The sequence below is a fragment of the Mesorhizobium sp. WSM4848 genome (genome assembly GCF_055811375.1).
On the sequence record NZ_JBVVPX010000043.1, the window covers coordinates 18,262 to 42,698 of the forward strand.

13 protein-coding genes are annotated in these 24,437 nt (G+C 59.6%); 2 read left to right on the forward strand and 11 right to left on the reverse strand.

Translation table 11 applies throughout. The features are described from left to right. Positions 1 to 83: 83 nt before the first annotated feature. The 9 genes from AC0L16_RS29045 to AC0L16_RS29085 form a co-directional block, all read right to left on the reverse strand. Positions 84 to 3,878, reverse strand: a complete 3,795-nt coding sequence (locus AC0L16_RS29045) for an AAA family ATPase (protein ID WP_473624821.1) — start codon at positions 3,876 to 3,878, stop codon at positions 84 to 86. A gap of 117 nt (positions 3,879 to 3,995) precedes the next feature. Further along, the gene (locus AC0L16_RS29050) at positions 3,996 to 5,774 is read right to left on the reverse strand and encodes a hypothetical protein (protein ID WP_473624823.1); all 1,779 of its coding nucleotides are present in this window, start codon (positions 5,772 to 5,774) and stop codon (positions 3,996 to 3,998) included. Beyond that, positions 5,771 to 8,929: an SNF2-related protein gene (locus tag AC0L16_RS29055; protein WP_473624824.1), complete on the reverse strand. Its 3,159-nt coding sequence runs from the start codon at positions 8,927 to 8,929 to the stop codon at positions 5,771 to 5,773. The genes AC0L16_RS29050 and AC0L16_RS29055 overlap by 4 nt, the downstream gene beginning before the upstream one ends. Before the next feature lie 4 nt (positions 8,930 to 8,933). Further along, positions 8,934 to 12,155: a DUF499 domain-containing protein gene (locus AC0L16_RS29060; protein ID WP_473624825.1), complete on the reverse strand. Its 3,222-nt coding sequence runs from the start codon at positions 12,153 to 12,155 to the stop codon at positions 8,934 to 8,936. 146 nt (positions 12,156 to 12,301) lie between these two features. Continuing rightward, on the reverse strand, positions 12,302 to 15,211 hold the full coding sequence (locus AC0L16_RS29065) for a DUF1156 domain-containing protein (protein WP_473624827.1): 2,910 nt from the start codon (positions 15,209 to 15,211) through the stop codon (positions 12,302 to 12,304). Beyond that, positions 15,211 to 16,890: a GmrSD restriction endonuclease domain-containing protein gene (locus tag AC0L16_RS29070; protein ID WP_473624828.1), complete on the reverse strand. Its 1,680-nt coding sequence runs from the start codon at positions 16,888 to 16,890 to the stop codon at positions 15,211 to 15,213. The genes AC0L16_RS29065 and AC0L16_RS29070 overlap by 1 nt, the downstream gene beginning before the upstream one ends. Before the next feature lie 63 nt (positions 16,891 to 16,953). Beyond that, on the reverse strand, positions 16,954 to 17,805 hold the full coding sequence (locus AC0L16_RS29075; RefSeq protein WP_473624830.1) for a hypothetical protein: 852 nt from the start codon (positions 17,803 to 17,805) through the stop codon (positions 16,954 to 16,956). Positions 17,806 to 17,807: 2 nt separating this feature from the next. Then, positions 17,808 to 21,305, reverse strand: coding sequence for a helicase-related protein (locus tag AC0L16_RS29080; protein WP_473624831.1), 3,498 nt, complete (start codon positions 21,303 to 21,305; stop codon positions 17,808 to 17,810). A gap of 25 nt (positions 21,306 to 21,330) precedes the next feature. After that, positions 21,331 to 22,194 carry a BrxR family helix-turn-helix transcriptional regulator gene (locus AC0L16_RS29085; protein ID WP_473624832.1) on the reverse strand — a complete coding sequence of 288 codons (864 nt, stop codon included), beginning with the start codon at positions 22,192 to 22,194 and terminating at the stop codon, positions 21,331 to 21,333. Positions 22,195 to 22,534: 340 nt separating this feature from the next. Here AC0L16_RS29085 and AC0L16_RS29090 point away from each other — a divergent pair, with 340 nt between their 5' ends. Continuing rightward, positions 22,535 to 22,768: a hypothetical protein gene (locus tag AC0L16_RS29090; RefSeq protein WP_287176162.1), complete on the forward strand. Its 234-nt coding sequence runs from the start codon at positions 22,535 to 22,537 to the stop codon at positions 22,766 to 22,768. A 77-nt stretch (positions 22,769 to 22,845) separates the two neighbouring features. Here AC0L16_RS29090 and AC0L16_RS29095 read toward each other — a convergent pair whose 3' ends face one another. Beyond that, positions 22,846 to 23,133, reverse strand: coding sequence for a hypothetical protein (locus AC0L16_RS29095; RefSeq protein WP_473624834.1), 288 nt, complete (start codon positions 23,131 to 23,133; stop codon positions 22,846 to 22,848). A gap of 179 nt (positions 23,134 to 23,312) precedes the next feature. Then, positions 23,313 to 23,816 (reverse strand): MarR family winged helix-turn-helix transcriptional regulator, encoded by a 504-nt coding sequence (locus tag AC0L16_RS29100; RefSeq protein ID WP_473624835.1) that lies wholly within the window; start codon positions 23,814 to 23,816, stop codon positions 23,313 to 23,315. Between the two features lie 130 nt (positions 23,817 to 23,946). Between AC0L16_RS29100 and AC0L16_RS29105 the strand changes: the two genes are divergently transcribed. Next, positions 23,947 to 24,429, forward strand: a complete 483-nt coding sequence (locus AC0L16_RS29105) for a methyltransferase family protein (RefSeq protein ID WP_473624837.1) — start codon at positions 23,947 to 23,949, stop codon at positions 24,427 to 24,429. The last annotated feature ends 8 nt before the right edge of the window (positions 24,430 to 24,437 follow it).

Here is a 24,437-nt window from a genome sequence, read left to right on the forward strand (position 1 = left end):
CAGGACCGCAGCCGCGGGGCGCCACGGCAGCAAGTAGCCGAAGGCCTACCGGCAGAACATCATTGAGCGCATGTTCTGTTGTCTCAAGGACTGGCATCTTCTGTACTACCGAGCACCCCTATGTTGAACAGCTTGTGGACGAGCCCGTTTATGGAATGGGAGTCCAGTCCCTCACTCGAACCATCTTCGGTGACAATGAGCCGTCCGTTCGGCGACGTCTCGGACCACCGAGCAAAGCCATTCGCACGGTATAGCGTCTCCTTCCTAGCCCACCGATCACGATAGGACGGGAGGTCTAGCCTGCCGCAATGCTCCCAGTACCAGACCTGCTCGCCAGCCGTGACGCGAAAGTCGGCCCAGCGCCCTCTGGCGTTGTCGGAGAACGGCAGCGGCGGCTCCACCTCGTAGGTTAGCAGCCCGCGCTGCTCGAACCCATACAGAATGTTGGCGATCGCCAACTCCGATTTTGAGCTGACATATTCGCCACGAATGGTGCGATGCTTGAGGTGCTCCTCAAGGAACCCCCGCGTCTGGTGGATGATCCCGGCAGGCAGGCCCGTCGGTGGTATCGTTCGCTTGGGATCAGTTTCGCGCAGCAGGTTGGTCGTCCTCGCGCCGACATCGGAGAAGGCGTCGTGGCGGTAGGCGAGCACCCGGTCGAATCCTCCTTGGTGCAGTATCCAGATGCGCTCGGTCTGCCGAGTCAGCGCCGTGTAGATCATCTCGCGCGACAGCAATCGGCTGTTTGCTGGAAGGACCAAGATGACAACGCCGAACTGGCTGCCCTGCGCCTTATGAACTGTGACAGCGTAGGCCAACTCTAGATAGGGCTGGCCATCATCCCGAAATGCCGAGCGTGAAAAGCCGAATGAGCGGTCGCTACGTCCGGCGAATTCTACATTCACAAATTTGGGGTTCGCGTGACCATAGGCAGTCTGCCCCGTAACAAGTCCGATCTCGCCGTTCGCAATGTATTCTTTCTCTTTGGGACTATCGCCCGGCCGATACTGATAGGCTTCCCGCTTGTGATTTCTGACGCAGATCACCTTGTCCCCGTAGGTGATCTGTTCGGGTCCCTGCGGCTTCACAGTTCGGAACCACTTCTTTCTCCAAGATACCTGGTTGGACTTGATTGCGCCGGCCAACCGTTCGGCCCGATATTGGTCCTTGATGAGCCGGTTAAGATAGATCGATCCACCGGCTTGCGCGCGGTTGACGGATAGAATCTGCCAAGCCTCGGCCTTCGCTGAGCAGCCGGAATCGAAGTTGAGATAGCCCTTGGCGTTCTTGGCGGCGCCGAGCGAGGTTTCGATATTCGCAATGACGTCTCCACCCTCGTTGGCCGCGAACTCTGTCTCGAAGATCGACTGAACCAGTTTGGGCAACTCCGCCACGGATTCCCATTGCCGCAGGCGAAGGTGCTGGTCATCGAATCCATCGAGCGTCATGGCGGCGACCTCGTCCTCGCCAGGCTCCAGATGGCGTCCCGAAAAGATTGCCCCAAGCTGCGCATCGCTTCGGTCGCCCCGCTGACGCATCGACACGGTGAGTGCGGCCACGCATTGAGGGTGATGGAGCCGAAGGTAGGCGATGATGTCGACGAACGGACACCCCGCACCGATTGGCGGCAACTGGTAAGGATCGCCTACCAGGATGATCCGGCATGTGGGTGGCAGCGCGTCGAGCACGGCCGCGAGCATGTCCTCCGTCAACATCGACGCTTCGTCGATGATACAGCAGGTCGCTCCGTCTTTGGCCGCACCCGGATTGGGAGCGTAGCGGCCGGTTTGGATGTCGTATCGGTCGAAGGCGAGCAGGAACTGCGCTATGGTGCGCGCCTCTCCCGGTCGGTTGGTCTCGGTTCCCAACCTCACGCGGGCCTTGCCCGTTGGAGCCAGAAGCAACACTCGCGAGCCGACGATTTCCGGCCGTTGCAGCAGCAGTTCGAGAACCGTCGTCTTGCCCGTTCCGGCCGGACCGACGAGCATCGCAATCCGCGACCCGGCGAGCCGCGCCAATGCCGTCGCTTTTTCCTCGCGTGCTCTCGCTTCGGTTTCGACGTCGCCAGGCGAGGAACCGAATTTCTCCTTCAACAGCGCGGACCAATTCACTGTTGTGGCGGCGGTGGATACGGCGGCTCGTTCTTTGACAGCCTTCTCCAGCAGCTTGCGGTAGGCGATATACCGGTCGAGCTGCGCGGTTGGATTCTTGTCGCCCGGCCCTACCTCTACTAGCGGGGAAAACTCGGCGCGGAAGAGGTCCAGAAGGTCGGCGTCTAGTGGAAGCGGGCGGGTCAGCGTCAGCGCGGCGGCTTCCTCCGCCAGCCGATCGGCGGCGACAATCGTGTTGCCTCTTCCAGCCGCCTCTTCGAGCAGCTGCGCGGTGGCTGCTCGTAAGCGGAAGCGATTGTCGTATTCACCGAGATCCTTAGAGCATCCACCCGGAAGGGGGTGAGCCTCGGCGACAACGGAACCCGGCAACAAGCCGCGATCGACGGTGGCGAACGCGACAGGGCCCTGTTGATCGCGGTCGTCTTCGAACAGCCTATAGGGATTCTTTAACAGGTCCGACGACTCTATGCGGCTGGTCGCGCGAGCGGCCTGATCCTTAGTCAGCTCGAAACGGGCAAGGAGTTGGAGAGTGTCGTAGCGCGCGGCATCGCCCCTGACCTTGGCCCATCTCCTTTGCAGCGTGGATGTGATCGCCGGCGATCCTGGCGGAGCTTCGCGGCGGCCGGACAGGATCTCATCCGCTACTGGCCAAGGGTCCTCATTCGGTTTCAAAATGCCGCTAAGCGCGATGGCGAACAGCGTGCCGTTGAAGCCGCTGTGCAACGTTGACAGGGCAACGCCTAGGCCGGGCGCCGGTCCTTGAAGTCGCCACAGGTTGGAAAGTTGCTCGTCGATCCATTCGATCTGCCCCGTCCATGGACCGTCCAGCACCGTCGCGATTTTCTCGAGGGCGGTACGGGCGGCGAGCAAAGCTGCGGCCGCAGCTCCATGGCTGACGTGTTCGCTGCCATAGGAGAACTGGACTCGTGCGTCCTCCGGGGCGAACGCGACATAGTCGGCGGGATCGAGCGTTTCGTCGGCCGCGGCCGCGCGCAGGATGTCGTGATAAGGCAGGACGAAGCCTCCACCGTATCCTGCAAGGTCGCCGTCGCCCTTCAATGGACGCAGGCTATGTTGGATAGACCGCTCCCACACCATCGCCCTCAACCGCTTATCGGGCGTAGTATCGGCAGGATCGTAGTCGTATTCGAAGATGCGGTGCTTCTTCTCCAGGATCGCCGCACCAAGCAGGACTCGCCGTTCGTCGTCGCAGAGCGGCGTTCGCGTCGCATAAAACAACACTAGGCTCTGATGCTCGATCAAAGGTTCGGCGAACGCGTCCAGCAGCGCCTTCTGGTGGTCGTGATGCTGGACCCATGCCGTGTTCTGGAGGAACGGGGGTTCGGACGGCTCGCGCTCGGGGTCGATCGCAAGCTCCAGGTCTGCGGCGAGTGCAAACCCGCTCTCGCGCAGCATCCAGCGGTAGGGGATCAGCTGGGCGCCGAAGGCGGGCAAGTGTAGCGTCTTGGGCCGCATATGGTGGTGATCTTCGCTCCACGTCGAATAGCTCATCACGCTCTGGATGGTGTGGTTGCGCGGGGCGAGGAAAGCGGCGCTGGCCTTGATGCAGGGCGGCGTCTGGGCATCGGTCAGGTCATCGAAGGCTTCCCCGGCAAGCTGAACTTCCACAGGGTCGTTGCGGCCCTCGGCTATCAGTCTGAGCGCCAGGCACGACACGTTGCCTAACGGGTCGTTACAGACGTGGCCATCCCACGCCCGATCATGCCAAGGCACACGGACCGAGACATGACGAACTGCTGCACTCATGCGTTCTCTCCCCAAAGCCATCGTGAAACGGACGGACTCCGCGTATTGCGAGCGCAGCCACCCAGATAGTAAACGGATCAAACTGCCCGATTGAGCAGCTATGAGCTTGGTCCGCCGTCAGTCGTACGCGTCCTTGCTATCAAGGTAATCGGCAACGCGGTTTTGTCTGACCGGAAGTGGCTCCGCGTCGGCGAACTGGCTCGGTAAGCCAACTTCCGGTCCCTCACCGAAGGGAATCGACAACCCGTAGCTTATCGCAAACCGTCGAAAATCACTGGAAGCCAGCCCCGTCATGTCCAAGTCTCTAGGTGCCGCAACTTCCAATAGCTGGTACGGCGGAACGCCGGCCCCGAAGTGCCCAAACTTGTCATAGGTCGAACTGATCGCGGTCTGGTACCAGGCGGAAGGTGCGCCTCCGCCGCCCAAGAAAACGACGAGTGGCGTCATTCTCGTTCTATCGAGGCCGCCAAGACTGCGAATGTTCTTTCGTGTGTTCTGATGGTCTTGAATTGCGTCTTCTTGCCAATTTCGGCCATCCTTTTGCTTGGCCGTCATAACAACCTTCCCGACCAACTGCCTCACGCGATGTTCAAAATCTGCAAGGACTTCAACGTTTCCATCGCTGACTAATCGCTTGAGTTTCTTTTCGTCGATATCGCGCGGTGAACCTGATCCAAGCGCTGAGGCCAAGGCCGAAATTCCGAGCGGCGATACCTTGCCGGAATAGAAGTTGACTCGCCGCTCGCCATGGTGATTGAGGAACTTGAAGGCGACGCCATCAACCGTTCCGCCGCCGATGTCGAAATAGACATAGATTCCTGCGACCGCCTCCCGGGACATGACGAAGGATTGGACTGCAGCCGCTATCTCGGGAACCGCGTGAAAATCCGAAACCTCGCCCTCGAGACGGTCAACATCCCGCAGATAAGCGGAAACGGCTTCCCCCACGGTTTTGGGGAGTCTGGCGTTCGCAACCCAAATCCACGAAGTACCTAGCACCCTGCGAAAGGTGTCGATGGCTTTCGAATCGTAATGTTCCACCGGAACGCCGATATTTGCCGACCAAACAGGAACTCTGTTCCTTAGCCTGTCACGTTCGTGCTTGCGTATCCATTCCTGGCTGCGTGAGAGCACCCTAGCAAGAAACCAACTGGCGAGCGCACATGTCGCTTCCCTGCTGCCAAGGTCGACGCCATCCACGACAGGCAAGTCTTCGCCAATAGGCGACCCGGCGAGCCTCATCTTGAGATATGGCACCAGGACCGCTCCGCGCGGAGCCTGATCGGCGGTATAGAGCGTGCCCTTCTTATCCACCGCCACGATGGAGGGCAACAAGGCGTCATGTGCCGAGGTAGCATCGAAGGTCACAAGGAATGAGTCTTCCGTCCCTACGTCCCGGAAGCAAACCTTGGTGAAGCTCGTGCCGAAGTCGATGCCGAGATTCAGGAAGACCTGGTCTCGTCCCGTGGACCGCGCGCTAGGTTGTCTTAACTCATCCCCGCCGCGCTTCTCATTGTGTTCAGCGACTAGACGTTTGGCGGCGCGGCCTGCCCCCACGACCAGCCGTTTGACGTTGGCTGCCGAAGTCGGTTTCTGCGCCGATCTCCGCCCATCCTTTGGCCTGGAATCGACCGGTTTCTCTTTCCGGGTCGCCTTGCTCTTCTTGGAGGTCGGATCGTAGAGCCGCTCAGGTATTTGCCCAGACGTTCGTGAAACCGTTGGCGGAACTTCGGTCGGCAACGGCAGACGCTCGGGGGGTAATTCCGTTGGGCCTGGAGGAGCCACTTCTTCGGTCGGGACCTCTACCTCGTCGAGGGGATCCGCCGCCGCGCTGGGCTCACCAAACAGCCGGTCGCGAAATGCAAGCAGTCTTTGTCGCCAATCACCAATCATCATTCCACCCTGATTACCCCGATCGCCAACGGAACCATCGTTTCCTCGACGTGACGCCTTCTGGTTACCCGCTCGATCTTTGTCTTGAGTTGCTCTTCCTCTTTGCGGATGAGACCTTCCGTCATCGGAATGGGCTTGAGATTGCCCGCAACCTTGAATCGCTGGATGCGCCCCCCCAGTTCATCCAGTCGACGTCGCGCGAATTTTTTGGCGCTGGTTTCCTGCTGTTCGCAACGGACAGCGTTTTCCGCCTCAAAGTCCGAAAGCCGTTCGCCGAACATGTCCGCCAGATGCTGTTCACACGCCGAAGCGGCTTCGAGCACCGATTTTATGTCTCCGATGACGTTATGGGCGTTGGGAAAAAGGCCAGCGGAGCCGGCTGCAATCGCAATGAGTTCTTCGGAACTGGAATTGCTCAGCGGTTCCGCATCGCCCATACGCAATGCGCTAAATGCCAGCGTCTCATTGGATCTGACACCCGCGAATGACCACCGATGCGCGGAAAAAACATAATCCCCAGGGGGGAAGCTGGTCGCTCCTGTCGGCAACCTGAGCGCTGCCACCCGATGAAGCTGACTTCGATCGGACTCATAAGCGTTTCGTATCCATTGCACCAATGGATGGCTCGGCTCGATGAATTCCACGTCAGGACTGACATCGTCGGTTTGGCGAGGATCGAACAGGCACAGTATGGGCTTGTAGCTCTGGTGTATCCTTGTGCGCGTTGCCGGCCTTGCCTCAGCGACGAAATAGCCGAGGTCCCTGCGGGCTTCCTCCGAAAGCGTAATCCGCGCTGAATTGTCTATCCGCGAGTTAGGTTCGATTTTGGTGCCTGGGTACTTCCTGGCGAAGAAATCCTCTACCAGCAGCCTGAGTTCCGAAGCGCTCAACCAGCGTCCCTTACTGCGGCTGTCCGTAATGTGTTCGAGAATATAGTCTGAAAATCCGATCAGGTTGACGGCTTGCTGCTCTAGTTCATGCTGCTGCTTCTGCGTATTGTGTATCGCGAGCTCGGCCACCTTGGCTCTCCTGTCGCGTTCATCGTCAGACAGACGAGGATTGAGGAGCTCGAGCATGATCTGCTCGGTCATCTCGCCCAAAATCTCCTCCATGTCTCCGATGCTCTCGCTGAACACCTTGATGCGGTCGTAAAGCCGCATCAGGATGCGATCTTCGATGGTGTTGGTCACCACTAGATTGATGATGGAGATCCGCTCCGCCTTCTGACCGAGGCGATCGAGACGCCCGATACGCTGCTCGATCCGCATCGGATTCCAGGGAAGATCGTAATTGACGACGAAGCGGCAGAATTGAAGGTCGATGCCTTCGCTGCCGACTTCTGACGAAAGAAGCACCGAGGGTCCTTCCGACAGCGCAAAATCTTGGATCACCGCGTCCTTGGACGAGCCCATGTCGCCCATAATCAGGCCCGCCCTGACCCCGTCGGCCTTCAGCCGCCTGGCGAGGTACTTTAGCGTCCCGCGATAGAAGGCGAATATGACAAACTTCTCAGCTGGATTTTTTGCCAGTTCGTAAGCAAGGAAATCCTTCAGTGCACGGTATTTTGCATCATTTTTTTCCAGTTCCGCGAGGTCAAAGCCAAAGCCGTACGCAACCGGCGCCTCGCTCGCGCTTTCGGGCTGGTCTTCGCCGTCTTGTCGGTCATTGCGGCTCGTGCCTTCGATCAGGCCGGTCGACAGACCGAAATCTTCCCAAAGCAGCTCGTCGATCAGTTCCTTCTCTTTCCAGCTCTCCAGCGCCCCCACGATAGAACTCGCCATCTGGCGCTGGCGGGCAATCAGCGAAAACAGCGATACCCCGGTCTTGCCGACGGACTGCTCGCGAATCCTTTTGGTGACGTGATCGTAAATCGCTGCTTCAGCCTTGCTAAAGACGACGTTCAGGACCTGTGGCGCCCGCACTACGTGAGTCGGCAGTACCTCCCTCTTGCGGCTTCTCGTCATGTATTGCGAAAGCAGAGATCGTGATTCGAGCAGGCGTAGCAACTCGACACGTTTCTCGGAATCCTGTGCGGCCTTGTCGATTTCGGATCTTATTCGACGAAGCACCGCATCCTTTTTGAAGTAATCTGATTTTTCAGCATCCATTATGGCCGCGCGGGCCTCGACAACGTCCACTGGCTGCCGCCACAGCGCTCTCTGCGCCCGTACGATCTGGGAATTAGCCGCCAGCATTTCCTCAAATAGCGACGCGTCGTAGAACTGGTCCTCGTCGATCAGGCGAAGCAATTGATAGAGATTGTCACTTTTGATCTGGATCGGAGTCGCGGTCAGCAGCACCAGATGGCGGGACGCTTCGCGCAGCAAGCGGCCAAGGCGATTGTTCGCTGTCGATGGATTGCGCAGATAGTGAGCCTCGTCGATGATGACATGGTCAAAGAGCGCGAACTCCTCGGTCGCCGTATTCTGGTCAAGCAGCCTGGCAAACCGCGCCCGAGTGCCACCAACGCTTTCATCGAGGTATCTCGCAGGCGGCCGAAGGCCTTCCAGGCTCGTAATGTAGACGAATGCATCGGAAGACCGACGACCGGCGATATCCTCGCCCTTCTCTAGGAGGTCCTTTGCAGAGATAATCTCTCCGGTGATGTTGAACCGCTTGCGCAGATCGCCGCGCCACTTTTGCCTCAACATGGCCGGACAGACTATCAGCAGCCGCCGTGCTGAATGTCGTGCCTGGATTTCCTTCCATATGTATATTGCTTCAATGGTCTTCCCGAGACCAACCTCGTCGGCGATCAGCATGCGGCCAACGGGCGATTCGATGAACCGCATCACCGGCTTGAACTGGTGCGGATAGAAATCGGTATTGCTGGCCTCCATCGAATAGAAGACGTTGGTCAGGTCCCCCTTGATCTTCTCGAATGTCAGAACCCGCCGCAGATCGCTTGGAGTTCCGAACCTTCCAGCCTTCAGGATGTCGATGAGATCCGTTTCTTCGACAACGGGCTCCAGTTGCAAATAGCGTTTGAACTGTTTTTCGTTTGGGCCGAAATCCACTTCGACCATCAAGAAAGTTCCGGCCATCCTTGTTCGGCCAGTCGTGGCGCCCTGGCGGCCCGGATTGTCCCGCAGGTAAACCTTCACTCCGCCTTTTTCCGGATCCCAGCCGGTTGGAGATTCCGCAGCCGTCGTTTCCACGTTGCTACTCCACCTGCTTGTCGATAAACCCCAACGTCGTTGCGTTCTCCATCAAGGTCCGGATCTTGCCGCGGTCCAATCCGGAAGGAACCTCGGCGTCGATTTCGACTTTCAGGGATACGTCGCTCCCCGGCAGCGTCGCCAGCTGCTCGATGATGCCCTCCACGATCTGGCGGAACTCATGAGCCGGCCGGCTCGGCGAAATCATTACCGTGCCTATAAAGCGGGTTGGTTTCCATTCCTCGACAACAGTCGACGATGTAGCTCCAACTCCTTGAGTTGTGGCAGGGCCTTCCTCCATACCACCGCTGCCGCCACCGACAATAGGCTGTGCGAGGGGATCGTGTTTCGGCTTTGGTCGATGGGTTTCGGCCGTGTCAGGCTTGATTATGATGCTGTCGCTGTCGATCACAACCGCCGCATTCGCCGAGTTCTCGATGGCTAGGCCGATGTAGGATCGCGTCGTCTCGTCAAATCGCTCGGCATAGGCGAACGGGCCGGGAAGCATGTTCGAGATCGCGGAGCGCACTGCGTTCGTTAGCACGGTCCGGTTCTTGACCCGCGGCAGGTAGGTGTAGCGGTTCAGGTATTCCCAGAGGTCCTTCAGCGACAGGTGCGGCTTGCCATTCCAGATGTACTTCTGCAGATCGCGATCGAGCCGACCGGGCCCCAATTCGGGCATCAGTCCTTCCTCGCTCACCAGTTTCTTGCTGGCGCGTGACAGGACTCCGTCCTGTGCCGCGATCCGGCCGGTCATCCACTCGATGTCCTTGGTCGCGTCCTCCTGGATCGGGTAGATCAGGTAGCACCAGGTTTCGCGCATACGCGTCTTCATGGTTTCCTGCGCCTCGGCGAGTTTCGCCTTGGCCAGCGCCTCGTCGCTCTGCGTCAGGTTGAGGCGCTCGGTGTCGCGCACGATCTCGCCCCAGGCGAGGGCGGAACGCATGGCCTCTTTCAGCCCGTCGATCTGCTTTGTCTCGGCTGCCAGGAACACAAGTGTGTTGCGGTAGACGCGCGGTGCGGAGCCGCGCTGCATGAGGATATCCTTGGCTTCGACCATCGCCTCGGAGCCGTCGCGGCCGGAATGCGAATGGTCGATGCCGAGCACGACGCAGCGTACGCCGCCGGCCTCGTCCGGAACCTCGCCTGAATTTGCTGGCGCGACCTGCACCGCATCGAAATGGCCCCGGTCGCCGATGCCATTGATGTATTTCGTCAGTTCCTTGTCGATCGTGACCAGGACCAGCGCCTCCTCGATCTGCCCAGCACGGTCGGCGGCGATGCGATTCAAGCTGGCCGAAATGGAATACCAATGCTTGCCAAGGTCGGAATGCATGAACTTGGCCTGGTTGGTGAGCCGTCTGAGCGCATCGCCGAAGATCATCGGACGCTCACCGGGCTGGACCACGCCGAGATTGATCTGGCGGTCGTCCACCCCCTTATTCTGCTGTTGGTGCATGGGCGCGGAGCCCATGAAGATGGCTCGCGCAACACGTCGCGTTGCCGAATAGCGATTCAGGTTAGGTTGGGATTGGTCGATCTTGTAGGGCGTGGACATCGTGCCATCGACATCGCCCGCTATGATCGACTGCCACGCAGGCTCCAGATAGTGCAGCAGCTCGGGTTCAACGCGTGCCGAACTGATGGCCACGCTGCCCGGCATGATCATCACCGACGGGTCATTGTTCATCCACAATTCGTGGATCGCCTGTGCCATCAATCGCAGCACCCCGCGGGTGCGCTGGAATTTCTCCAGCGATCCCCAACTCACATAGAGCTGGTCGAACAATTCAGGATGGATGGGATACGCCTTCTCCAGCTTGCGGCGATAATCCTCGTCGGCGACGCCCTGCGGGAAGTCGTTTGCGTTCTCCCGGTACAGCTTGGCGAACTGCTTCAGCGTGTTGTCGCGATGATGGAAGCGGTCGCCCGGGATTTCCTTGAACAGACGCCGCCGGACGATCTCATAGCTCTCCTCCTGGCTCGCCGGCCGCCATGAGGATTCGACACGCGAAAATGTCTGCTTCAGCCGTGCGAGCGCTTCCAGTCCGCCTTCGCCGCCGACTTCGATCTGACTCGCCGGCAACGAGGCAACCAGCAGCGTCCCGGGGCTGGTCTTCACTGCCTCGGTCAAGGACTGAACGAAGGACAAGTTCGCATCGAAAGAGCCGGAGGGAAGCCCTTCCACCTTGTAGATTTGACGCAGATAGGCGACCCATTCGTCGATCAGGATTAGGCAGGGCGCAAACTTCTTGAACAGGGATTCCAGCAGGTTAGACCCGGGCGCGATTCCTTTGGCGTCGTTTTCCGCCACCATCGCGAAACCTTCGGCGAGACCAAGCTGATACGCGAGTTCCCCCCACGTCGTCTTGATGTCCAGGCCTTCCTTCGTCTTCAGGACATCCTGCGGCCCGCGAGAGGTGCCGACCAGCACGGCGCGGCTGATCTTCTCCGGAACGCCCAGACTTTCCTTCTGGAGGAGTTGGTCGAGGCCCGGCAGATCGCGCGCCGGGGTGCCGCCCGCCATGTGGTAGAGCGCCAGCATGGAGTGCGTCTTGCCGCCGCCGAAATTGGTCTGCAACTCGACAACGGGGTCGCCGCCCGTTCCTGAAAGCCGTTTGGCCGCGCCGACGAGAAGCGTGGAAAGTCCGTCGGTCAAATATGTGCGGGCGAAGAATTCCTTCGGGTTGGAATACTCCGACGGCGCCGAGCCGTTGTGGACCTTGCCGAGGTCGGCGGCGAATTCGGCCTGGGTGAACTCGCCTGTCGCAACGTCCTGATGCGGCTCGACGACTTCCCGCCAAGGCAGGAGTCCTGCAACCGTCTCCACCGAGATCTCCGTCCGTTGCGTCTTGCGACGTTCCTCGTTGCGTTGCAACTCGGTGAACTTCGTCCGCAGGATGGTATCCCGCATGACGCCGAGCTTCTCCGCGGTCTCGCCGGCGCTGATCGACGTCATCAGCCGGCGCATCGAATCCAGCGCCCGCTCGGCGTCGTCATATGTAAAGCTCTCATTGTGCGAGAGCTTGTTGCGGACATCGCCAAGCTCGCCGACGAGAGAGCGCTCGGCCGGGCCGAGCACATTGGAGAAGGCGTCCTTCCAGAAGACAGCCATGGTCTTGAGGAGTCCCGCCTGGTCCCAGCCCACCTTGCCTTGGACGACACGGAGGCCGCTGATCCGTTCCACCACCTCTGCCGCCCAATGACCCTTCAGCGACGATTCCAACCGCTTCTCCACGAATGGGATCAGAGCTTCGGGAAGAAGCTCCATTCCTTCGAAAACATGCTGTCTTGCGCTTTTTGCCATTGTTCTTGCCCCTGGGATTGTCGTGTTGAAGCTGCGGCCGGACCGCCCAGTCTGCCGCCGAAATATCAGACGGCCAGTGAAAACTGGCCGCCGCGGTTGGCGGTTTCGGGACTCGCGGCGAGCCGCGTGAGATCCGACCACACGGCGATCAGCGCGTTGTAGGAAGTCGCCTCCTTGGCGTCCTTTCGCTTCTCGCAGAGGTTATAGATGACGTAGGCGAGGTCCTTGACGTTCTCGGCTATGGCCGGGCCGATGGCCCGGATCAGCACTGCAGCCTCGAACTCGCCGCCAGTTTCCAGCGCGCGCGCCACCTGTTGGCAACACTCCCAAACAGTGAGGTGCTTGTCCTCCGCCGGATTCCAGTCCTCGGGAAGCTCATCGCGCTTCAGGATTCGCACCTTGCCCGCCGAGCTATCCAGAATTCCAGCGTGTTTCGCGCTCTCGACCGAGATGCCCCGGCCGCGTGCGATATTGTCGGCGGTTCCATACGGACCGGCGCCCATGCCGAACTGCTCGAACCAGGTGATGGCGAACCGCGTGTCGGCGTCGAACTCGCCGACCACGTCGTTGAGATATTCATCGACCTCGCGATTGATGAGCTGTAGGGCCGACTTGACGCTCATCGGCGTGTCGTCGCTCTCTAGGACAGCCGAATGGCGGGAGAAGATGCCCATGCCAGGGCCGATCGATGCCTGGGGAATATCGGACGGCGCGATGTTTGCGGCGAGCAGGTCGCGCAGCGCAGTTGGTAGTTCGCGCTTAAGTGCACGGATGAATTCAGCGCGAGTGATTACATTATTTCCGCTTTCTTTCCTTCGACAAACGAGGACGACCGAATTGGCGAGGGCATTGCTGTCAATTCCTCTCATTCGAGCTGGCCGCTCAGTACGAATCGGCCATGTTCCGACTACTGAAAAACCAGCGTCAATCGTAGCTTGAAGGAACGTTGACCACCCTTTTGACGCTATTCCGTCTTTCTCAACCTCGCTCTGTTTGAACGCGTAGTAAACTGCGTGCGGGAAGTCAGTACGCGACGACTTGATGATGTTTTTGAAAGCGGATGTCATCCCCTTCAAAAAAAACAGCTCGGCTGCATCTGCACCTCCATGGCGGGCTGGAGTAGCAACTAATTCCTCAGCCTTTGGGGTAGCTAAAGTCGCGAATATTTCAGGAAATATCTTGCCGATACTCCGATTCATCCATACGTAGAAAAAATCGGATAGGTCGGCGTACCCAATATTGTCGTAATATGGTGGGTCCGTGGAAATTACATATTCTGAAAAAGGCCCAGTTCCTGCCGCAGCGTGAATCTGCAATCCGCTTACAGCAGCGACAAGTCCTTTTAACGCTCCCGAAATAGACTTGATTCCTCCTAGGAAGTTACCACTTGCGTCAGCAAAGGGATTTGCTTCAGCGTAGTCCCAAGTCATCGGCAGTGCTTGGCGGCCGAAGGTGTTCCGCGCGTGTTCACGTTCCGTAACCCAACTGGTCAGCTGCGAGTTGCGGTCAGCAAGCTTATCAACCGCGAAAGCTAGGTAGACGCTAAGGGCTTCGCCGTAAGCTCTTGCATGAGCACCACCGTCGCGTAATGGGCTTCCTTTGGGAAGCCCGGCCGCAGTCGCATCGGCTTCAACTTGCGCACGCACATCGTCGATCAAGGTGCTGAACGTATCCAAGGCAAGTGTCTGGCGACTCGTGAACAGATCGCTCCACGTGGACATTCCGTAGTTCCCGACGCGGAAACCGAGAGCCTTTTGGAAGAACTCCGATTCTGGCCTCCAGAGCGGTTGCGCGTTCAAAGCGCTTACCTCTTGGGAGGTGACTGGGTCTATGTAAACGCGACCCCTCTTTCCTTCGACAACCAAGGCAATGAGTTGTTGGCTCATACTGCCAGAAGTAGCAGCTTGCCTTATGAATTCAGGCGTTATTGCCGCGCCAGAGAGCAAGCATCTGAAATTTGCACCCCTCCCCAACTTTGTCCCTTGCGAAGCTCTCTCCATATGCTCCCGAGAACCCTTTTGCCGTATGCGGTAGGTGACGCGTTTCTCTTCCTTACTGACCACAGGCTCGATCCAAACCTCTTTTCCCTTTCGAGTGGACAGGGCAAAAGTCGAAGTGATTGGCACAGAGGCGCCTGAGAATGCCGGGTCGGGACTCGGCACCGTCCGCGCCCAGATCCAGGCAATGACCGTGGCCTTCCCGCCCCCATATTCCCTCGGCAGGTCGACCTGGGGATAGAGACGGCCGATACGCTCGAAAGCTCGTTCGCGCATCCATTCGCCATAATGCCGAACATCTTCCGCCAGCCCTTCGGCGTTGCGGTAGTGATTGCTCTCCTTGCCGCCCAGATGGACCGGCGGCATGTCCTTGAATTTCGGCGGGATCTCGATCATCGCCTTGCCTATCATCACGGCGACAGGATTCAGGTCGCTGCCATAGGCCGGAAGCCCAAGCCGCTGCGCCTCTAGCGGGATCGAGCCGCCCCCGGAGAACGGATCGTAGACGGGCGGCAGTTCGCCGTCGCAGCTCTTGCGGATTTCCGCCCGCGCGCGCTCCAACACCTCCTCGTTGGTAGAGTTTTCCCAGATCACCAGTTCCTCAATGATGTCGAACAGGCGCTTGCGCTCCAGCTCGATTGCAACATCCTCAAGCGTGATCTCCTTGTCGTCCGCCGGAAGCGCCTTGCCCTCCTGGCGCCTCTTCTCGCGGTCGTTCAGACGTGCGTTCAGTTCCCGCTCAGCGGCGGTCCTGCTCCCGATATCGCTGAGGAGGTCGTCGACGTAACCTGAGGGATCGTCTACCAACTGCGCGAACAGCACCGCCCGGCAAGCCGCTAGCGGACGCCTTGCCCACCACAGATGCAGCGTCGAGGGATGGCCGTGTCGGATCGACTTCTCCCGCGCCGACGCCTCGTTGATCTTCTCCAGCGGGATCGCGACTTCGATGAGTTTCTTTTTATAGGAAGGATTCGACATCAATTGGCTCCGCCCGTGCAAAGGGCTGTCATTTTCGAGTGGATCATCTTGGCGCGCTCGTTGAGGAAGGCGTCATAGTCGCCCCCGACCATTTCCTTGTATGGGATCAGATGCGTCGCCAGCCGATCCCCAACCTCCTTGTCACCAAGGTCATTCCCGTCTCGTCGCTGCGCCAGATAGTGTTCCGGCTCTTTGTCAGAGATGTTGCGGTTAGTCTGCCAGGTGACCAGCGCACAGTTCAGCGCCCGGAATATCTCTCTGTCCTGCCTTCCGAGATTCTTTAGGTAGGCCCGCGGAAACAGGTGATGATATTCGCGTTGCAAAATACTCGCCCGACCGACCGGAGTGGCATCGGCGAGATCGTGGCCACCCTGGCGCAGGGCGACAGCCAGGATTGCGCGAGCCAGACGGTCTTTTTTCTTAGGCCATGCGGCAGTGACGAGTTCCTGCTCCTGCGGTAGGGGATAAAGCTCCTCGTTGAAGATCGTCGGGTTCGACGCTCCCTGGCCCGTAACGAGCGGTCGTAGGTCGATGAAGTCGGCCAGCGAGCGCGATGTGGTGGAGTTTTCATAGCGGTTCGTAAACGCCGCCCGCCACAAATACTTCCGAAGGTCGGTACGCGCCTGGCCCGCGCCGTCGAGGGCTGCAGGAGCAAGTGCCCATAGGGCAACCAGCACAGGCACGACAACGTCGGTCGGCAACCGAGGCGCATCAAAGATTCTCTCTGATTCCAGAAAGGCGGCGGTCCGTTTAACACCGGAGACCAGGTTGTCCCAGTTCGTGAGGAGCTGCTGGCCGAAATCCTTCGCCAGGTAGGTAGCATTGGTTGGGGCACGACCCTGCAAGAGGGCGCTAGCGTAGAGGACCAACTCCTCGATCGAGTAATAGGCGGCGATGGACGGGCAGTCGTGTTTTACCTTGCCTACGAGATCATGCAGGGATTCGCCCATATCTGCTTCGATCTGGGCAACAACGATATCGTACCTCGTAAGGGGCGCGGCAGAAGTGTTCATCTTCAGGAACACGTCGAGTGCCGTATCCTTGTTGGTCGTTACGGCCAGCGAAAGATAGGGAAGATTGAACGTTGCGAAGACCTGGGCGATTTCGGTTCTCGTCTCGGTGATCGATTCTCGTTCGTCCGCGTCCGGCACCGCTTCTCGGATCCACTCCTTGAACCGATCACGCGCTTGATCACCCGGAGCACAGAGATCCAGGGGAATCATTCTCCGTTTCCAGAGTTCACCAATGGTGTTCGCCCAAAACGGTCGAAACTCCTTGTCGCCCTCTTTTTTCCAGCGAGCGACCGAGGCAATGTAGTAGGGCATCTTCGTCTCTTCCTCGGTCTTCAAATAGACGAAGAGGGTCCGATCCTCATAATTGTTGTGCAGTCCTCGCCAAAGCCCGGTAAGGCGCTGCTGCCCATCAAGCAGATGCTCGGTCGTTCTCTCACCTGTGCTCGGCGCACCTTTTAGCGGTCGTGAGATGAACGGCTCCTCGTTTCCGATTTCTAGGACGAGAGTGGCTCCTATTGGGAGGCCGCGCAGGATGGTGTTGAACATCTGCGTGACATTGGCGTGGTCCCAAGCTTCGAAACGCTGGAAACGAGGCAGCTTCGTCTGAAGTAGCCGAATCCTGGTGAACCAGTCCGGCAGCGTTCTGTTTTGAGCATTGATTGCCACTATTTGTCCCCCAGAAACTATGAAGTCGACAGCCCGACCGACTGCAAATAACTCGTGCCGGACTTATCTTTTTACGAGACTGACGCGATATCGATAGGGTGCGGTCTCCTCGATCCGCACCGTGTCACCAGCTTTGGCTCGATTGAGCTTGTAGAACGCTCCAATCCAGCCGCGGGCACGAAAGAACTTCTTCTCGCCATCGAGGTCGGTCCGGATTGGTTCCGGGTCGCCCCAATCGACGACAATCTCCTTCTTCGCCGCCGAAGCCTTGTTGGAGCCGCCCTTTGCGTCCGCCGGGAACCGGTCGAAGATCGAGCGAAGGTAGATATGGTTGTGGTCGATATTCCCCTGAGTGATCCCGATCTCGCCGATCAGGCGGCCATTGCCAGCCGCCGCTCCGGGAATCGTAGGCCTAGCGGGCGCAGCCGCGGGGACCACGGGCTTCGGCGTGTGTGGTTGCAACGGCATTTGGGGAAAGCCAGGTGCAGTCAGCGGTGCCGACGGCTCAGGCTTACCCTCCGGCGGAACGGATTCGAGTTGGCGGGAAATTTCCTCAGACGCTTTCACGTCCAGTTCAACCCAGGTCACCGCTCCGGACTTGTGTCGATACAGGACCGGCGAGCCTAGCTTTCTTACATCGGCTATCTTCCAAGGCGTGCTCCACTTGGCCACCCGACCGCTGCGGATCATGTCGGAAGGGATGCGATGCTTGTCGAACGTCGCGATCATATCGTCCGGCGACAGCGGCACGCCCGAATCCACGAGCCGCGCCACGCCCCAGACCGCGCCCGTTCCCTTCCGGATCAGAGCGAACCAGCCGCGATGCGACGCGCCTGTAGAGCGCATCTCCCACGTCTTGGTGCCGTCCAGGATGTAGCCGATCCACGGTTCGTCGATGATCAGCCCCTTGGTCACATTCACGATGGTCTTTCCCCCTTCTCAAGCAATTTCCTCAGGTCCACCTGAATTGCGGTGACGCCGAATTCTGGCTCCTGGCTGAATGGTTTGCGGACGTAGATTGGCTCGCGCGCGAAACCCTGATCGACATGAACGACGGCCAGGATGAATTTCTCGGGCTCGTGCAGTGACGTGATTACCTCCTGACGAGTCACCATCACACTGTCGGCACCGTCGATCCGGCCCTTCACTTCAATGAAGCGCATGTGTGCGCCGCCGCGCGAGGCTATGTCGTAGCCAAGCTTCCGCGCTGAGACATCATCCGGCTCGTTGCCAAGCGCACGTTCGGCGGCCATCACAGCATTCATCGCCGCGATCTCAATCTGGCGGCGCGCGACAGGATCTTCGGAAAAGCCACTCCCAACACCCGAGGTTGGCAGCAGCGACGCCAGCAGCCCGCGCGGGATGACCACCATACCGCCACGAATCCGGGGCGGCTGAGAGCTGATGAATTTTTCCTGCTCCAACAAGGCTTCGCGTCGCTTGCGGCGCTCGGCCAAATCCTCGGCGCGGCGTTGGGCATTTTGCCAATTCAGCCGGGACTTCTTGCCCGCGCGTTCTTCTTCGCGCAGTTCGGCTGCGCGGTTGTCCCAGTAGTTGATCTCCTTCGCCAGCCGCGCCTTGACCTCCTGCTCGACCTTAGCGATCTCCGGGAGCCGCCGGGCCTTCACTTCGGCAACGTGGCGCTGCGCCATGTCCACCGTCGCGAAGCGCAGGGCGGTCTTCTCGAGGTCGGAGTTCAGCCATTCCTGTTGGAGTACGTCCTTCACCAGCTCCAGCTCTTCAGGGATCGCGGGGCGCAGATTCAGGTGCGGCGCGATACCCGCATCATGCGCGTCGCCATTCTGTCGGACCGCCGTGAACTGGAGCTTCTGAGATACGACATGCGGCTTGCCGAGGCTGGTCTGACGACCGTCCTGCACGCTGTGCTCCAGCAGGAACACTGCGGCTATGTCGTGACCATCATCGGTGTCGTCGACGAGGACGGCGCCCTGCTTCAGAACATGGTCATATTCCTCTCGCACCAGCGAGATCACCGATTCCAGCAAAGGGTAGCCGGGGCATACGAAACTCGCCACAGGCTGCTGGTTGATCCGGCTCTTTTCGAAGCAGATGCGCTCGTATTTCTTCTGGATCGGCGCGCCCATGCCGATCTGCCGATCGCGCTCGCGAACACGGAGAGGGACATGGGTGATCTCGAAACGTCCTTCCTCGCGCTTCCTGATTTGTCCGCCGAGACGCTGGAACGCTTCGATGAAGAAGCTCTGGATATGATGCGGCTGGAGGCGCTGGGCCGCGGCGCGTTCCATTTCCAGCCGCAGCTCCTCCACGGCCGCTTCCGGCATGGTGTCGTTTGTCAGCGCCCGGCGCTTCAGGAGATCGAGCAGGTGTGCCTGATCGACCGCTCCGTCGACCTGACGCAGCAGCCTCGCCTTCACCTCCTCCTTCTCGCCATACTGGATCGCCTCAAATAACAGATCCTTCAGCGCGACGCCTTCGAACAACTCCCCCAGCACATCGTAGACTCGACCGCCGAGCGCCTCGCGTGCCGCCTCCAGCTTTTCTAGCAGACGTGCATAGACTTCGCCCTCGCGCGTATCTGCTGCAACGAGGTTCCAGAGGTGGCACACCTCGGTCTGACCGATACGATGGATGCGCCCGAACCGCTGCTCGATTTTGTTCGGGTTCCACGGCAAGTCGTAGTTGACCATTAAATGGCCGCGCTGGAGGTTCACGCCTTCTCCAGCGGCATCGTTGGCGATCAGCACCAGCAGATCGCGATCCTGCATGAAGCGCTCGATGACCTTGCGCCGCTCGTCGCGCGTCACCCCGCCGTGGATCACCTCGACCGCTTCAGGATTGCCCAGGCGACCGCGGACTTTGTCAGCGAGGTAGTGCAGCGTGTCCTTGGGTTCGGTAAAGATGATCAGCTTGCGGCGATTGCCCGTGGCGTTCGTCATGAGATCATCGTCGAGGATTCGATTGAGCTGAGTCCATTTGGAGTCGACGCCGGACTGGACGACGGACAGGGCCATCTGCTCCAGTTTCCGGAGCGTCTCGACTTCCATGGCGAGTTGCTCGACGGTTTCCGCGGTTGTCGCGCCCGTGGAGATCAGGTCCTCGAATTCGTCAATCTCCTCCTGGCTCAACTCCTCCAAATTGCGCAGGGTCTCGCCGTTGCTCTCGACAGCACCGAATCCTGCCTGGCGTCCTTTCGAAGTCAGCCGAGCCTCGGCTAACTCGTTCTCCAGCCGCTCCCGGCGACGCTTCAGTGACTGGTAGATCGCCGCGGGCGATGAGGCGAGCCGACGTTGGAGAATCTGGAGGGCGAAGCCGACATTGTTCCGCTTGCGGCCATCACTGTCAGCGAAGCGCTGCACGCGGTTCATTTCCGTCCGGACGTATTCAGTCACCGCCGAGTAGAGGGCGGCTTCGTTCTCCGACAATTCATACTTGACGGTGCGAGCGCGCCGTTCCGGAAACAGCGGGCGACCGTCGAAACGAAGGAGTTCCTCCTTCGTCAACCGACGCATCATGTCGCCGGTGTCCGCGTAATGCACGCCATCGCGGAACCGGCCTTCAAACCGGTCGCCGTCGAGCAGCGCCATGAACAGCTGGAAATCTTCTTCCTTGCCGTTGTGAGGCGTTGCCGACATGAGCAACAGATGCCGGCAGAGCTCACCGAGCTTCTGCCCAATCTGATAGCGCTTGGTATATTTGACCTCGCCTCCGAAATAGGTTGCCGACATGCGGTGGGCTTCGTCACAGATGATGAGGTCCCATTCGACCGACTTGGCGAGTTTCTCCTGCAGGTCTTCGTTCCGGGCGAGCACGTCGAGGCGGACAATCAGCCGGTTGCGGTCCTCGAAAGGATTCCCAGAGCGAGAATTCTCGATCATGTCCCGGGTCAGGATGTCGAACTCGAGATTGAATTTCTCGCCGAGTTCGTCCTGCCACTGCTCCACCAGGCTGCCAGGAGCCACTACCAGGCAACGCTCCAGGTCGCTGCGCGCGATTAGTTCCTTTATCAGCAGCCCGGCCATAATCGTCTTGCCGGCACCAGGGTCGTCGGCGAGCAGGAATCGAAGCGGCTGGCGCGGCAGCATCTCGCCATAAACGGCCGAGATCTGGTGAGGAAGCGGATCGACGAGACTGGTGTGGATCGCGAGGTAGGGATCAAAATAGTGGGCGAGCTTGATGCGATTGGCCTCGGTCACGAGCCGCAACAGGCCGCCATCAGCGTCGAATGACCATGGTCGGCCGCTGACTTCGACATGAAGGCGGTATTCATCGTCACGATAGAGAACCGCCTCAGCGACTGCTCCGCTTAGGTCCCGATAGACGACGTTGATCGCCTGATCACCGATCCAGTCGACGGACAGGACCTGTGTCGGCTGGGACGAAGCGATGCCGCGCACGGACGCACCGTTCTTGATGTCCTCGAGTCTCGCCCCCATTAGCTGACGCTCCCCCAAAATACCGTTATAGCTGCAGCTCTGCCTTTTCTAGCGCAGCCTCTGTTTCTTTGCGGTTTATTGTAACGATATGCTGCGTTCGGGCACTCTGTTTTGTCGCATCGCCGAGCAGCCCAAGTCGTTTGAGCACATAAAACAGCATCGCGTAGCGGACCGAGAGAATGCCGTTGCCATGGTCGAACCCGTAATCCTTGGCGACGACTTTCTTCTGGCTCTCGGTCAGATCGGGATGCGGCCCGACGATGACATCGAAATAGTTGTTCCAGTGCCAGTCCTGCTCACCCGTCGCGCCCGGCGTTTCCTTGCCGCCGACCTCGAGAATGCGCGGCAGAAGGAAATCCTTGAACCCGTACTCGAGGTGGCAATAGGCCCGGGTATGCCAGCGGAACCCGTCGTAGCCGAAAGCGTGGGGCGTGATTCTGCGCCAGATCGGATCCGAGCGGGACCGGTTCATCGACTGATAAAAGATGTCCACGGAGGCGCTTTCGCGCACGGCGTCGAGAACCCTGCGCAGGACCTCGATCTCGATGTCCCGCTTGGGCGTCAGGGCGATATCGGCGCTGGGAAGCGTGGCGATCCAGGAATCATGAGCTGGCACGGTGCCTTCGGCCACCGACCGAAGCTGCGCGAGATAGACATAGGGGTCGGGGTCGAGAAAGCGCAGGACGAACTTGTCGGCCGCGACATAGCGCTTGCTCCGGTTGTCGTAGTCCATGTTTCCGGGCGCCCGCTCCTGATAGAGCGTCAGGTCTTTCGATGCCTGCGGAATCGAAACGCCGAAGCATTCCTTGATGTCAGCGCGATTGATCGAGCCCTCCCAGAACAGGCGGAATTCAATAAATTGAAGCCTTTGCTCGACACCCCAGCGCACTCGTCGACCTCACTAATGCGGCTATAAACTATACGCACTTAATAATAGATGCGGCTAGTTCATAGATGCATCCTGACAGCGAGTCAACGGCGTGGAGGCTGCGATTGGCAAAAGCCAGCGTTATTACCGACGTCTCCAGTACACACGTCACCTATGTTTCGGGTCGGACATGGATCCGTTCCGGACACATGGGTGAACCATTTCTCTGCCAAGCTTTCAGCCCCATCTCGTAAAACCGGGTCCGTCCGCCCATGACAGTCACCTTCGATCTCAGCCATGGTCTGGAACCCAATCCGCCTCGAATGACTTGTTGTCGGTAGAATCTCGAAAGGAGACCCCATTGTCCGCACCTGAGGAAATGGATGTCGTTCTCGAAAAGCTGCCTTTGAGGATCGGCGCCTACGTTCCCGACGACTTGCTGGAAGACTGGTTTGCGCCGGGAACGGGCATGAACCCGGTCAGCAAGGAGGCGCTGGCTGCCGCCAAGGCTTATGGATGGCGCTTCGAATGCGAGTTCAAGCACTACCCCGAACGGATGGAGGGCGTGTTCTGGAAGTGGGTGCCGGCGATCTGATCCGCACAATTTACATCGGCCCCTTGGCGCTTCGGTGATCGAGGCTGCCGTGGCGGGTGATCGCTATCCTGGTCGCCTCAGCCTATCGGCGGCTTTCCGGTTCCGCCGCATTCGGGGCAGGTGCGGCCGTCGATCATGCCTGTCCCGGCGCAGCGGCGACAAATAATCACGCCGGCGCCGGCAATGCCTGGCGCATCGGGATAGGCTTCGCCAAATCGCCCGGGTTTGCCTTGCAGCTGCTTTCTTGGCCGGGCGGCGGTTTCGTCGACTTCAAGCGGCGTGCTGCCGTCATCAGGTTCGCCGGATTGGCCTATGGTTTCGTTGCGCGGCCGGTCGTTGGTGCCGGTGGTTATCTTCTGAGCCATTGCAGTATTCTTTTTGCGGTGGCGCAGCTCTCAGCTTTTGCGCTTCGAACGCCTCAGCTCCGCAGAGGTTCCGGTTGGCAATCGTCCGCCGGCGGGCCGGGCGGGCGTGGAAAACGGCCGGCGAGCTCATCGCTCAAGCATCGGGGATTCCCCTCAATGGCGCCCTCGCAGCCTTTACGTCAGCCCAGCCGCTCCGACCGCAGTTTCACATCGTCGCTCAGCTGCCGCACGATCTCGGCGGTCTTGCGGATATCGGCTTCGTCGAGAGCGACGCCCATGGGCGAGGCGATCGCCAGGAGCTGGGCGTTCAGCTCGCCGTAGCGCGCGGCGCCTTTGCGCGTCAGCTGCACAAGCTTCGAGCGCCGGTGTTTTGGATTGTCGATGAATTCGACCAGCCCCTCGGCCGCAAGCTCATCCGCCAGCCGCTGCATGCGCTGGCGGCTGGTGGGCCGCATCTGGGCGATCTGCGGCACGGTGAGCGGACCAAGCAGCGCCAGGCTTCGCATGAAGCCGAACGCACCGCCGCCCCAACTGGTGATGAGCCCGGTCTTCTGGCCGAGAGCCCGTATCCTGAAGAAGCACTGGGCCACTTCGAGCATCAGCTCGGCGATCGCCTCGGCCTTGCCGTCAGCGAAGGGGTCCGTCCCGGTCGTACGGTCAGTCCCGTGTCGTGCCGACGCCATCGCTTCAGTTCCTTTGTCCGGGCCAATCTCTGCGATTGACACCCCCGTTGTCAACCTTTAGAATGACACCTTAGTTGTCGTTTCTAGGCGGCTATGGGCTTCGTAGCCCTAGGCATCTGCGGGAGCAGACATGGCAATGGACCCGGCTGGGCAAACCGACACCGGAACCGCAGGCGTCATCGCGAGACCGCCGCTGCTCTTTCTCGCCGCTCTGCTGATTGGCTTCGTGCTGGATCGCCTGCTGCGCTTGCCGTTCCCCGGTCCGGGGGCCTGGATCATCGGCGGTTTGCTGATCCTGATCGGTCTGGCGCTTTTCGCGGCGGGCATTCGCAATTTCTCCCGCGCGGCGACGCCGGTGCCGACGAATGAGCCGACGCGCGTGCTGGTGACGACCGGCATCCACGGCTGGACGCGCAATCCGATCTACCTCGGCATGTTCCTCATCTATGGCGGTATCGGCGTCGCCGCGCAGAATATCTGGATCCTTGTCCTCACGCTGCCGCTTGCGATCCTGATCCGCTACGGCGTCGTCGCCCGTGAGGAGGCCTATCTCGAACGGCGGTTCGGCGATGCGTATCGCGGCTACAGGCAGACCGTGCGGCGGTGGCTCTGAGCGTCGCA